This is a genomic window from Pseudonocardia sp. ICBG1034, from assembly GCF_020131375.1.
Taxonomy (GTDB): domain Bacteria; phylum Actinomycetota; class Actinomycetes; order Mycobacteriales; family Pseudonocardiaceae; genus Pseudonocardia; species Pseudonocardia alni.
The window spans coordinates 854038-866701 of sequence record NZ_JAHLEK010000017.1; the positions used below are offsets into that span (position 1 = coordinate 854038).

At 74.8% G+C, this 12664-nt stretch carries 12 protein-coding genes and 1 other RNA gene; 4 read left to right on the forward strand and 9 right to left on the reverse strand.

Translation table 11 applies throughout. The features are described 5' to 3' along the window. Positions 1-142: 142 nt before the first annotated feature. Positions 143-1189, reverse strand: a complete 1047-nt coding sequence (locus KPF22_RS18685; RefSeq protein ID WP_224402820.1) for an ABC transporter substrate-binding protein — start codon at positions 1187-1189, stop codon at positions 143-145. Between the two features lie 81 nt (positions 1190-1270). After that, positions 1271-3199, reverse strand: a complete 1929-nt coding sequence (gene htpG / locus KPF22_RS18690) for a molecular chaperone HtpG (protein ID WP_224402821.1) — start codon at positions 3197-3199, stop codon at positions 1271-1273. Positions 3200-3355: 156 nt separating this feature from the next. Here htpG and KPF22_RS18695 point away from each other — a divergent pair, with 156 nt between their 5' ends. Next, a complete protein-coding gene (locus KPF22_RS18695; protein ID WP_208826711.1) occupies positions 3356-3724 on the forward strand; it encodes a hypothetical protein in 369 nt (122 codons plus the stop codon). Positions 3725-3819: 95 nt separating this feature from the next. Continuing rightward, on the forward strand, positions 3820-6126 hold the full coding sequence (gene secD, locus KPF22_RS18700; protein WP_224402822.1) for a protein translocase subunit SecD: 2307 nt from the start codon (positions 3820-3822) through the stop codon (positions 6124-6126). Between the two features lie 11 nt (positions 6127-6137). On the opposite strand, the gene KPF22_RS18705 is transcribed toward secD, so the two are convergent. The 3 genes from KPF22_RS18705 to KPF22_RS18715 form a co-directional block, all read right to left on the reverse strand. Continuing rightward, positions 6138-6614, reverse strand: a complete 477-nt coding sequence (locus KPF22_RS18705) for a hypothetical protein (protein ID WP_224402823.1) — start codon at positions 6612-6614, stop codon at positions 6138-6140. 67 nt (positions 6615-6681) lie between these two features. Continuing rightward, the gene (locus KPF22_RS18710; RefSeq protein ID WP_224402824.1) at positions 6682-7191 is read right to left on the reverse strand and encodes a hypothetical protein; all 510 of its coding nucleotides are present in this window, start codon (positions 7189-7191) and stop codon (positions 6682-6684) included. Between the two features lie 51 nt (positions 7192-7242). Continuing rightward, positions 7243-8160 carry a LysR family transcriptional regulator gene (locus KPF22_RS18715; protein ID WP_224402825.1) on the reverse strand — a complete coding sequence of 306 codons (918 nt, stop codon included), beginning with the start codon at positions 8158-8160 and terminating at the stop codon, positions 7243-7245. An 87-nt stretch (positions 8161-8247) separates the two neighbouring features. Here KPF22_RS18715 and KPF22_RS18720 point away from each other — a divergent pair, with 87 nt between their 5' ends. Next, complete coding sequence (locus KPF22_RS18720) at positions 8248-8661, forward strand: VOC family protein (protein ID WP_208820245.1); 414 nt, start codon at positions 8248-8250, stop codon at positions 8659-8661. 16 nt (positions 8662-8677) lie between these two features. On the opposite strand, the gene KPF22_RS18725 is transcribed toward KPF22_RS18720, so the two are convergent. Continuing rightward, on the reverse strand, positions 8678-9382 hold the full coding sequence (locus tag KPF22_RS18725) for a hypothetical protein (protein ID WP_224402826.1): 705 nt from the start codon (positions 9380-9382) through the stop codon (positions 8678-8680). 62 nt (positions 9383-9444) lie between these two features. Then, on the reverse strand, positions 9445-10038 hold the full coding sequence (locus KPF22_RS18730; protein WP_224402827.1) for a DinB family protein: 594 nt from the start codon (positions 10036-10038) through the stop codon (positions 9445-9447). 198 nt (positions 10039-10236) lie between these two features. Between KPF22_RS18730 and KPF22_RS18735 the strand changes: the two genes are divergently transcribed. Then, positions 10237-10875: a LysE family translocator gene (locus KPF22_RS18735; RefSeq protein ID WP_224402828.1), complete on the forward strand. Its 639-nt coding sequence runs from the start codon at positions 10237-10239 to the stop codon at positions 10873-10875. Positions 10876-10921: 46 nt separating this feature from the next. Here KPF22_RS18735 and rnpB read toward each other — a convergent pair. Next, positions 10922-11324: RNase P RNA component class A (gene rnpB, locus KPF22_RS18740), an RNA gene on the reverse strand. Between the two features lie 19 nt (positions 11325-11343). Then, a complete protein-coding gene (locus tag KPF22_RS18745; protein ID WP_224402829.1) occupies positions 11344-12633 on the reverse strand; it encodes an NAD(P)/FAD-dependent oxidoreductase in 1290 nt (429 codons plus the stop codon). Positions 12634-12664: the final 31 nt, after the last annotated feature.

Sequence of the window (12664 nt, forward strand, 5' to 3'; positions counted from 1 at the left end):
GGTCGTCCGCTCGGCAACGGCGCCGGGCGGATCCGCACTCCCTCCCCCGGAACCCGGGTGGTCCCCGGGCCCGCCGGTCCGACCGGCCGCGGTGCGGGCGCCGTCCACGGCCGCCGAGCCGGTCGGGGTGCGGATTCCGCTCTCAGCCGCCGAACCGGTCGGGGTGCAGCCGCCGGGCGAGCGTCGCGACCGCCTCGGCGTTGCGGATGCCGGGGCTGATCTCGGCGAAGGTCGTGGTGAACACCCTCCCGTCGCGGACCGCGGGGACCGTGGCGAGCGCCGGGTCGTTCCGCAGCCGCTCGGCCAGCGGCTCCGCGCCCTCCGGGCCGACGTCGCGCCCGCAGCAGGCCGGAATCACGATCACGTCCGGGCTCGCCGCGACGACGCCCTCCAGGGACACGGTGCGCTGCCGGCCGGCGAGGGTGTCGAACGCCTGCCGCCCGCCCGCGGCCTCGATGATCGTCGTCGCGACGTCGCCGGTGCCGAAGACCCGCAGCTCACCGGTACTGCCCGGGGAGTTCAGCATCGCCACCCGCGGACGGTCGGTGACACCGTCGAGCCGGGCGGCGACGTCGGCGAGGGTGCGGCGCATGCCGGCGACGACCTGCGCGGCCCGGTCCTCGGCGCCCAGCAGGCGTCCGAGGTCGGTGAGGTCGCGTTCGACGCCGGCGAAGGACACGTCGTTGTCACCGATGCTCTGCTGGTCGCCGCCGTCGGCGGTCGGGCAGTAGGCGCTGAACAGGAAGGTCTCCGTGCCGGTGGCACCGAGCTCGGCGCGGGTGCCGAGGCCCTCCCGGGTGAAGGCGCCGGTGAAGCCGGAGACGACGAGGTCGGGGTCGACCCGCAGCACCTCCTCGCGCGACGGGTACTCCTCGGGCCAGTAGCTCTGCGGCCGGAAGTCCGGGTCGAGCTGAGCCGGCAGCGGGTTGTCCAGGTAGGCCGCGCCGACCAGCCGGTCCCCCGCCCCGAGCGCGAGGACGGCCTCGATGCCGTTCTGGAACATCGCGACGACCCGCTCCGGGCGCTGCACGGGCACGTCGACGCCGCAGTTGACGACCGCGTCGGCGGCGGGGCCCGTGGCGTGGTCGCCGTGCCCGGCGGGTGCCGCGACCGGGTCACCCGCGCCGCACCCCGCGAGGAGCACCAGTCCGGCGAGCAGCGGCGCCCAGCGGCGCGGGTTCCCGATCACCGCGACAGCATAGCCACGACACCTGAGTAACTCTTCAGATGTGCGGCTCTCGTCACGGCTCGGTCCCCGCGCCGCCCGGCGTCAGAGTGCGTGCTGCAGGCGCTCCGCGAGCAGCCCCACGAACCGGGACGGGTCGGCGAGCTCGCCGCCCTCGGCCAGCAGCGCCATGCCGTGCAGCAGCTCGACGGTGCCGCTCTCGTCCTTCCCTGCGGCGCGGGCGTCACGCAGCCCGGTGACCAGCGGATGCGACGGGTTGAGCTCGAGGATCCGCTTCACCTTCGGCGGCTCCTGCCCCATCGCCCGGTACATCTTCTCCAGGGTCGGGGTCATGTCGAACTCGTCGCCGACGAGGACGGCCGGGGAGGTGGTGAGCCGGGTGGAGAGCCTGACCTCCTTGACGTCGGAGGCCAGGACCTCGGCCATCCAGGTGCAGAGGTCGGCGAACTCGGTCTGCTTCGCCGCCGCCTCCTCCTTCTCCTCGTCGGTCTGCAGGTCCACCTGGCCCTTGGCGATGGAGCGCAGCGGGGTGCCGTCGAAGCCGTCGACGGCGTCGACCCACACCTCGTCGACCGGGTCGGTGAGCAGCAGGACCTCGTAGCCCTTGTCCCGGAACGCCTCCATGTGCGGGGAGGCCTCGATCGCGGTCCGCGAGTCCCCGGTCATGTAGTAGATCGCGTCCTGGCCCTCGCGCATCCGCTCCTTGTAGGCGGCGAGCGAGGTCGGCGCGTCGGCGTCGTGGGTGGTCGCGAACGCCGAGACCCCGAGGATGGTGTCGCGGTTGTCGGCGTCGGACAGCAGTCCCTCCTTGAGCGCCCGGCCGCACTGCTCCCAGAAGGTCGCGTACTTCTCCGGCTCGTTGTCGCGCAGCGAGCCGAGCACCGACAGCACCTTCTTCACCAGGCGCCTGCGGATCGCCGAGATCTGACGGTCCTGCTGGAGGATCTCCCGCGACACGTTCAGCGAGAGGTCCGCGGCGTCGACGACGCCCTTGACGAACCGCAGGTACTCGGGGACGAGCGCCTCGCAGTCGTCCATGATGAACACGCGCCGGACGTAGAGCTGGACGCCGCGGCGGGCGTCGCGCATGTAGAGGTCCATCGGCGCGACCTTCGGCAGGAACAGCAGCGCCTGGTACTCGAAGGTGCCCTCGGCGGCGAGCCGGATCGTCTCCAGCGGCTCCTGCCAGTCGTGGCTGACGTGCCGGTAGAACTCGGCGTACTCCTCCTCGGTCACGTCCTTCTGCGGGCGGGCCCACAGCGCCTTCATCGAGTTCAGCGTCTCAGGCGCGGCGTCGTCGGTGTCCCCCGCCGTGCCGATTCCGGGAGGCATCCGGACCGGCCAGGTGATGAAGTCGGAGTAGGTCTTCACGATGCGCCGCAGGACCGCGGGGTCGGCGTAGTCGTGCAGCTGGTCCTCGGCGTCGGACGCCTTGAGGTGCAGGGTGACCGCGGTGCCCTGCGGGGCGTCGGCGACGGGCTCGATCGTGTAGGTGCCCTCACCGTCGGAGGTCCACCGCACGCCCTCGCCCGCGCCGGCCTTGCGGGTCACGAGCTCGACGCGGTCGGCGACCATGAACGAGGAGTAGAAGCCGACGCCGAACTGGCCGATGAGTTCCTGGCGGGCGTCGTCGCCGGCCTCCCGGAGCGTCGCGAGGAGCTCCGCGGTGCCCGACCGCGCGATGGTGCCGATCAGGTCGACGACCTCGTCGCGGGTCATCCCGATGCCGTTGTCGCGGACGGTGAGGGTGCGCGCCCCGGCGTCCGGCACGAGCTCGACGTGCAGGTCCTCGGTGTCGGCGCCCAGGTCCTTGTCCTGGTAGGCGGCGAGGCGGAGCTTGTCCAGCGCGTCGGAGGCGTTGGAGATCAGCTCGCGCAGGAAGACGTCCTTGTTCGAGTAGATCGAGTGGATCATCAACCGCAGCAGCTGCCGGGCCTCGGCCTGGAACTCGATCGTCTCCCCGCCCGTCGTGTCGGAGTCGATCGTCTCGCTGGTCGACGGATCCGTGCTCACGTCAGTCGTCCTCTCTGGGTCGTCACGCTGGTGCGGTCGCGATTGTGCCGAACGGCCAGCGGCCGCGCGCCCGGTGCCCGACCCTGCGCCGTCGTCGCCGGTGCGGAGACCGGTACCGTCGCCGCAGGAAACCCCCGAACCGGACGGATCACCCTCGTGCGCACGACCCGCAGCCCGGCCCGCCGCCTCGTCGCGGTGCTGCTGCTGTCGCTGGTCGCGGCGCTCGCCCCGATCGCCGGGTCGCTGACCGCCGGGGCCGTCCCGGCCACGGCGGCGGCCTCGGTCGGGCAGGACGTCGCGCCCGCCGAGGCGGCCCGGCCCGCGCTGCTGGGGCGCTCCGCGCACGACGGGCCGGTCGCCCCGGACGCGACCGGCCACCCCGGGCCCGCCCTGGACGTGCTGGTCCTCGACGCCGCCGGGCTCGGGCACGGTGCGCCCGCGCCCGCCGACGACCGGACGACGGCCGCCGCCCCGGAGCCCGGGACCGGCGCGGACATCGGGTCGCGGGGTCCGCCGCGGGCCTGACCGGACGACCCCGCCGGTCGCCACCGCCCGCCACTCCCCCGCACCACCCCGCCGTGCCCCGGTCCCGACCGGGGCGCCCGCCGCCGAGGATTCCTGTGAAGCCACGCCCCGTGCTCTGGCGGGCGCTCATCGCGCTCGCCGTGCTCGCCCTGTCCTCCGTCGTCGCGCTCACCACCGCCCCCACGCTGGGGCTGGACCTGCGCGGCGGCACCCAGATCGTCCTGGAGACCCGCGACACCCCCGAGGTCGTCGCCGACGGCGAGGCCACCGACCGCGTGCTGGAGGTGCTGCGCGGGCGCATCGACGGGCTCGGTGTCGCCGAGCCCAGCCTGGCCCGGTCCGGGGAGAACCGGATCATCGTCGAGCTCCCCGGGCTGACCGACCCCGCCGAGGCCGCGGAGACCCTCGGCCGCACCGCGCAGCTGACGATGCACCCGGTGCTCGGGATCGGTGACCCCGCCGCCGGGGGCGCTCCCGGCACCGACGAGCAGGGCCAGCCGCTCCAGCTCGGCCCGCCGGCGCTGACCGGCGACATGGTGGGCTCGGCGATGTCCTCGCCCAACCCGCAGGGCGTCGGGCACATCGTGAACATCAGCTTCGACGGCGACGGCCCCGCCCGTTGGCAGTCCCTCACCGGCCAGGCCGCGTGCGCGCCGCCCGGCGACCCGCAGCGCCGGGTCGCGATCGTCCTGGACCAGCAGGTCATCTCCTCCCCGCAGGTCGTCGAGGACATCCCGTGCAACGTCGGCATGCTCGGCGGGCAGACCCAGATCACCGGCAACTTCTCCCCCGAGCAGGCCTCCGAGCTGGCCGTGCTGATCGAGGGCGGCGCCCTCCCGCTGCCCGTGGAGATCATCGAGCAGCGGACCGTCGGCCCGACCCTGGGTGCGGACGCGATCTCCGCGAGCGCCTGGGCCGCGATCATCGGCTCGGCGCTGGCCGGAGCGTTCCTCATCGTGGTGTACCGGCTCGTCGGGCTGGTCGCCGTCGTCGCGCTCGGCGGGTACGCACTCGTCGCCTACGCGGTGCAGACCGGGCTCGGTGCCACGCTGACGCTGCCCGGCCTGGCCGCGTTCGTCCTCGCGGTCGGCATGGCCGTCGACGCGAACGTGCTGATCGCCGAACGGTCCCGCGAGGAGTACGCGGCGAAGCCACGCCTGGAACGCGCCTCGGAGATGGGCTACGCGAACTCGCTGTCCGCGGTCGGCGACGTCGCCGTGACCTCGCTGCTCGCCGCCGTGCTGCTGTTCGGGCTCGCCTCGGGCCCGGTCCGCGGGTTCGGCGTCACGCTGGTCATCGGTGTGGTCGTGTCGCTGTTCTCGGCGCTGGTGCTGTCCCGGCTGCTCACCCTCGCCGTCCTGAAGATCCCGGCGGTGAAGCGCAGGCCGAGGATCACCGGCATCACCGAGATCGGCCCGGTCCGGCGCCGCCTCGAGGCGAGCGACCCCGGTTTCCTGCGGCGGCCGGCGCGCTACCTCGCCGTCGCCGGTGTCGTGGTGGTGGTGATGGTGTCCGGCCTGTTCGTGCGCGGCCTGGAGCTCGGTGTCGAGTTCACCGGCGGCCGGCTGGTCGAGTTCACGACGTCGAACCCGGTGAGCGTGGAGCAGGTCCGCGACGCCGTCGGCACCACCGGGATCGGCGGGCTCACCGTCACCGAGACCGGCGACGGCGCGGTCGCGCTGCGCTCCGGCGAACTCACCGACGCCCAGGTCGGGCAGCTGCGCGAGGTCGTCGGCGCGGCAGGCGGCGGCGCGGAGGTGCTGCGCGACGAGCTCATCGGCCCCAGCCTCGGTGCCGAGCTGGCCCGCGGCGGCATCATCGCGCTCGGTGTCGCGCTCGCCGCGCAGTTCCTCTACCTCGCGTTCCGGTTCCGCTGGACGCTCGGCGCCGGCGCGGTCGCGGCGCTGCTGACCAACGTGCTCGTGGTGGTCGGGGTGTTCGCCTGGACCGGGCGCACCGCCGACGGCGTGTTCCTCGCGGCGCTGCTCACCGTCATCGGCTACTCGGTCAACGACACCGTGGTCGTGTTCGACCGCGTGCGCGAGCACTGGGCACGCAACGCGAAGGTGCCGTTCCACAGGGTCGTGGGGTCGGCGGTGCTCTCGACGCTGCCGCGGACGGTGAACACCGGCATCTCGACGCTGACGATCCTGGTCGTGCTGCTGTTCCTCGGCGGGGCGACCCTCGGGGACTTCGCACTGGCGCTGATCGTGGGCATCGTGGTCGGGACGGTGTCGACGATCGTCGTCGCCGGGCCGGTGTCGATCCTGCTGCAGCAGCGCTGGACCGGGCCCGCGCCGCGGATCTCCGGAGCGAAGCAGCCGGTCGGCAAGGCGGGACGGCGGCACCCGTCGAAGGCCGACCGGGCACGGCGCCGCGCCGGCGACGGCGCGGTCGTCTGAGTGCGGCTCCCTCACCTGCGGTCGCCGAGGTCGAGGCGTTCGCCGCAGCGGTCGATCCCGGCGCGGATCATCGCGCCGTAGCCGTCGTCGGGCAGCGCCCCCACCCGGTCCCGGGCCCGGGTCAGGTGGTGGCGCGCCCGGTCGTCGTCGCCGAGGCGGCGGTGCACGTCGGCCAGGTTCAGGTGCAGCGACGGCAGGAACCCGCCGACCGTCAGCCCGGCGTGGTGGCGCTGCGCCCGCTCGTCGGTCAACTCCTCGGCGGCGGCCAGGGCGCGCTCGTCCCACAGCAGCTCGGCGTGCGGGTCGTCCTGCACGTCGGCGGCGTAGTGGGCCAGCGTGCACCGGTGGAACGGGTCGCCGTCGGCGGTCACCTGCGCCCACAGGGCGTCGAACCGGGCGCGGGACCCGGCCCGGTCACCGGCACGGCCCGCCTCGACGGCGGCGCCGACGGCGTCCATGACGGGATCCGCGGTGACGGGCTGGTCCACGGGGGGCCTCCGGTACTCGGGGGGGTGGGTCGGGACGCATGCTGCACCGGACCCCCGACAGTTCCGCTCAGCCGCGGGGCAGCTCCCGCCAGCGCGCCTCGACCGCGCGCCACTCGCGGTCCAGCCGTCCCGCCGCCCGTGCGCGGCCGGCGACGCCGGCGGCCGCGTACACCGCGACCAGGCCGGCCCCACCGACGCCCAGCACCGTCGCCGACCGCAGGATCCCGGCCGTCCGGACCTCGGTCGGGTGCTCCGGGGCGGCCGGGACCCCGTCGGGGCCGATCCACAGCCCGACCGTCCGGCCGGGTGCGACCCGCCCGCCGACGGTCACCGTGGCGGTCCGCACGACGCCGCGGCCGTCGGTCCAGCCGACGTCGACGGGCCCCGGTCCCGCGGTCGTCCCGAGCACGGTCGCGCTCACCCGGGTGGTCCCGGCCCCCCGAGCGGCGGCGGTCTCGGCGGCGTCGCCGACCGCGATCGCCAGCAGCAGGAGCAGTCCGGCCGCGACGGGCACGACGACCCGCCGCAGCCCGGTCAGGGCCCGCTCGACACCGTCGGGCTCGCCGGAGGGGTTCATGGGTCGAGGGTCGGCCCGTCCGGCTCACCGGACAATGCGGAAGTTCCGCTCTCAGCCTTCGGCTGTGACAGAGACAGCGTGGATGTGGTCCGCGAGAGCCAGCACCGCGGGCCATCCCGGCGAACTCGGCTCGAGGGCCGCGCCCCGGCACAGCGACAGCCCGCGCCGCGCCCACGGCTCCCCCAGCGCGACCACCTGCAGACGCCCGGCACGGGCCGGGACGGCGGCCGCGCGACGGGGCACGACGGCGATCCCGGCGCCCGCCTCGGCCAGCGCGACCACCGTGCCCAGGTCCGCGGCGCGGGTGCGGTACCGCGGCGCGAGCCCGGCGTCGGCCGCCTGCGCGTCGAGCGAGAGCTGCAGCGGCGACGACGCGGCCAGCCCCACCATCGGGTGCTCGGCCGCCTCGGCGAACGCGATCGTGTCCCGACCGTCGAGCACACCGTGCCCGGCGCCGACGACGACCAGCGAGTCGTCGCACAGCGGCTCCGCGCGCAGCCCCTGCCCGGCGGCCACGTGGTCGAGCACGATCCCCAGGTCCGCCCGGCCGTCGGCGAGGGTGCGGGCGGTCTCGACGCTGCGCCGCAGGGTGACGTCGACGTCGGAGTGCGGCCGGGCCAGCAGGAACGCCGTCACCGCCCGCGGCACGAGGTCGTGCATCGCCGAGCTCCCGGCGAGCAGCGACAGCGGCGCGCTCGCCGGCCGGGAGTAGGAGGCGATCGCGCCGTCGAGGCGCGCCGCCCGGTCGAGGACCTCGCGGGCGTGCCGGGCCAGTGCCCGCCCGGCCGGGGTGGTGCGGACCCCGCGCCGCTCCCGGACCAGCAGCTCGACCCCCGCATGGCGTTCCAGGGCGCGGACCCGTGCGCTCGCCGACGGCAGGCTCAGGTTGGCCCGCGCGGCACCGCCGGTGATGGAGCCCTCGGCGACGACGTGCAGGAACAGCCGCAGGTCGGTGAAGTCGTACTGCACCCGCCGAGCCTATGGCAGCTCCGTACCCTGGGTCGACACGTCCGATGCGGACGGGCGCCGTCCGCGTCGGGGGCCAGGATCGTCGCCGTGACCCCGACCCTGCAGATCGCGTTCGACGCCGCCGACCCGCATGCCCTCGCGCGGTTCTGGGCGGCCGCCCTCGGCTACGAGGTGGAGGACCACACCGCCGTCGTCGACGGTCTGCTGGCCGCCGGCCACCTCGGCGAGGCCGACGTGCTCGTCGACGGCGACCGGCGCGGCTTCCGCGACGTCGCCACCGCCCGCGGGCCGGGTCCGCGGCTGTTCGTGCAGCGGGTGCCGGAGCCGAAGTCGGCCAAGAACCGGGTGCACCTGGACCTGCAGGTCGGCCCGGAGGAGGCCCCCGCGGAGGTGGAGCGCCTGGTCGCGCTCGGCGCCCGGGTGCTGTGGACGACGGCCGACCGCGGCCCGGTCACCACCACCCTGTGCGACCCCGAGGGCAACGAGTTCTGCGTGACCTGAGGCCGCCGCGACCGGCTCAGCCGGGCTCGAAGTCGTAGGTCCGCCCGCCGACCCGGAGCAGGTCGACGGCCGAGACCAGCCCGGCGTCGCCGCCGCCCTGGTTGAACCCGGCGGCGTAGGCGGTCATGTCCGGGTACGCGGCCATGATGTCGGACAGCGTGCGCTGCTCGCCGCCGTCGCGGCACTGCCGGTAGGCGTCGACCCGGCCGATCTGCTGTGTGGTGCAGTAGGTGCCGGACCCGACGTCGTAGCGGGTCCAGGTGCCGGCCGGGGCCCGGTCGGGCAGGTAGGTGAGGACGTACAGGTCGCCGGCTTCCAGGGTGCCGCCGTTCACGTCGACGGCGATCGCGAACGACGGCATCGCCCCGCTCGACGACGCCGGGTCGCGGTACGCCCAGTAGCTCGCGTCGGTGAACCGGGACAACGGGCCGGCGACCTCGTCGGTGACGTACTGGCGCTTGTCCCCGTCGCCCGGGGTGCGCAGCTCGAGGGCGCCGCCGCCGCCGTCGGGCGGGGCACCGTGGCGGGCGGTGAACTCGCGGCTGCCGGAACCCTCGTCGAGGGTCCCGGCGAACTGGTTCGACGCCGCCGGGGTGACGGTCACCCGCCCCGAGGGGCCGAACGGACCGACCGCGACGGCGGGCTGCAGCGAGGCGAGCCCCACGAGCGCGACGACGGCCGCGGCCGTGGCGATCAGTCCGTTCCGTCGTCCTCGACGCATCCGCCCTCCCCGAGCCGGTCGTGGGGATCAACGACCGGGGACGCCAGGGGATACCGCCCGGTTCAGGCCAGCAGCGTGCCCGGCGCCGCCTCGTAGGGCTGGAAGAAGTCGTTGGCGGGCGCACCGGCGAGGGTGAGCACCAGCGCGGGTACCGCGACGCCGTCGATCTGCTCGCGGAGGATGTCGGCGTGCCCCGCGTGCCGGGCGAACTCCTCGACCAGGTGCACCAGGTAGTAGCGGGCGTGGATCGGCCGCGCGTCGTAGATCCCGTGCCAGGGGGCGGGCGGGGCGGTCGAGTCGCCGGCCGGGTCGGTCTTCGCGACGGTGGCGAGCAGCTCGGCCCGGACCCGGTCGAACTCCTCGACGGTCGCGGCGACGGTCTCGTCGTCGCCGACGGTGAAGCTGCCGGTGAACAGGGCGACCGCGGCCGCGTCGAGCGGCTGCTCGGTGACGTCACCGGTCAACCGGTCCAGCGCGCCGCGCATGCAGTAGGCGGCGTGCTTGACCAGGCCACCGACGGACAGCGCGCTGCGGCACGGGGTCGCGCGGGCCTGTTCCTCGGTGAGGCCGAGGAGCGCGGAGCGGATCGCCGTGAGCTGCACGTCGATGTAGTTCAGGAGGCCGGTGACCTCGTCGTGGCGGGCGGGTGCGTACATGGGGTCCTCCGGTGCTCGGGAGCGGTTCGAGGACGACTGTGCCGCCCGATGCGGTCAGGTCCGGTCCTCGATGGAGGAGGAGCTGCGACCGGTCCCATGGGAACCACCCGAGCGACGCAGCACACGTGGGAATCCACTGGTCGGCGGGCCGTCGCCGTGTTTCGCTCTCGATCACGACCCGTTCGGTGAGGAGCCGCCGTGATCGAACCGTCCGCAGCGCTGGGGGTTGTCGTGATCGCCCTCGGCATGGTCCTCACCCCGGGGCCGAACATGGTGTACCTGACCTCGCGCGCGATCTCGCAGGGCCGACGCGCCGGACTCGTGTCGCTCGCCGGTACCGCGGTGGGCTTCCTCTGCTATCTCCTCGCCGCGACGGCCGGTCTCTCGGCGCTGTTCGTCGCCGTCCCCGCCGCCTACACCACGGTCAAGATCGCGGGAGCGCTCTACCTCGCGTGGCTGGCCTGGGGCATGTTGCGCCCCGGCGGCACCTCGCCGTTCGCGGCCCGTGACCTCGCTCCCGAGCGCGATCGGCGCCTGTTCGGCATGGGGCTGCTCACCAACCTGCTGAACCCGAAGATCGCGCTGATGTACGCCGCGCTGCTGCCGCAGTTCGTCGATCCCCACGGCGCCACCGGGAGCCAGCTCCTGCAGCTCGGGGCGGTCCAGATCGTCGTCGCGGTGACCGTCAACGGGCTGATCGTCCTCACCGCCGCGTCCGTCTCGGGCTTCCTGGCCGCGCGACCGCGGGCGATGACCGTCCAGCGGTGGGTCGCGGGCACCGTGCTCGGTGGGTTCGCGGTCAGGACCGCGCTCGGGCCCTCCCCCACCACGACCTGAGCCCGGCCGGTCCGGTGTCGACCGGGCAGGTCAGGGGGCCGGTGTGCGGACGAGCCGGTCTGTAAGCCGGATCCTGTTCCCGGGCACCTCACGGTGCTCCGTTCGGCGACCATCCATCTCGGCCTGCCGTCGCCGGCAGGCTCCAGCGGTCCACCCGCAGGCTCGGGCGGGCAGCCCTCATGCGCCTGCGCAGCCGTACACGTACGACCTCTCGACCTTGCTCCGGGTGGGGTTTACCGAGCCACCCCGGTCACCCGGGGTGCTGGTGGTCTCTTACACCACCGTTTCACCCTTACCCCGCGGCTCCGGGGAGCCGCGTGGCGGTCTGTTCTCTGTGGCACTGTCCCGCGGGTCGCCCCGGGTTGCCGTTGACAACCACCCTGCCCTGTGGAGTCCGGACTTTCCTCGGCGGGACCCGGAGGTCCCGCCGCGGCCGCCCGACCGACTCGTCCGCGTACACGAGGATACTCACGCCGCGACGGCGGCCCGCACGACCTCCGCCAGCTCGTCGCGGCCGGGGCCGTCGGCGAGCGGAGCCCGCCATCCGCCCTGGTAGACGGCGCGGGCGAGCGGCTCCACCGGGTCGAGGGACTCCGGGCCGGCGAGCATCGCGAGGTAGGGCCCGAGCGCCGGCGCGATCCGCGGGTCGGCCGCGGCGGCGGCGAGGATCAGGTCGCTCGGGATGCGCCGGGTGAGGTCGACGTCGCCGCCGGACCATACGCGTCGCCAGTGGTCGTCGGAGCGGGTGTGGTCGTGCACCCACGGGAGCATCGCGGCGTCGCACCACGCCCCGAACGAGGCGGTGTCGCCGGTGTCGACGCGGTCGAGCAGCGCCCGGACCTGCATCGCGGTGGTGGCGAGGCCGCGGCCGAACATCGGGGTGGTGGTACAGACGGCGTCGCCGAGCAGCACCAGCCCGTCGACGTCGGGCTGGGCGCAGTAGTGGTTGTACAGCCGTCCGCCGGGCAGCACCGGGGTGATCGGTGCGGACCGGTCGGGGTCGGTCCAGTCGCGCAGCCCGGGGACGGCGCGGCAGGCGGCGGTGAACGCGGCCTCGTGACGGAGGTCGTGCAGCGCATGGGCCGGGCGGACGAGGAGCACCGAGAAGATTCCGCGCTCGTGCCGGAACACGATCACCTGGTAGCCGTCGAGCCGGGCCTCCCAGGCGAGCGGGTTGCTCATCGGACCGGGCTCGGCGCCGTCGTGCAGCCGGTACTGGCGGCTGACGTAGGCGATGCCGGTGTCGCCGCCCGCGACCGGTGCCGGGCCGAGGTCCCGGGTCACCCGGCCGTTGCGGCCCGAGGCGTCGACGACCAGGTCGACAGGGAGGTGCTCGCCGTCGACGACGAGCCCGCGGGCCCGGCCGTCCTCGACGCCCACCCGGTCGACGTGGCCGCGGCGCAGGGTCAGCCCCGGCTGCCGGGCCGCGACCGAGCGCAGTGCCCGCTCGAAGGTCTCCCGCCGCACCCGCATCCCGGCGGGCACGCGGGTGCCGTCGTCGAGGACGAAGGTGAGCGGCTCGGCTCCGGCGGCCAGGCAGGCGTCCCACGCCTCGGGCAGCTCCGCGCGCAGCGCCTCCCCCATCTGCTGGCGGACGCCGTGCGGGTGGTGGAACTGCATGACCCCGCGCCGCTCCCAGCGACCGCCGGTGCCCGGCCCGGGATCGGGGTCGACCGCGACGACCGCGTGCCCGCGTCGCGCCAGCGCGGCCCCGAGGAGCAGGCCCGCGGGGCCGGCGCCGATGATGCCCACCTGCACGACGCCTCCCGGCTATATTGACTGCACTCAG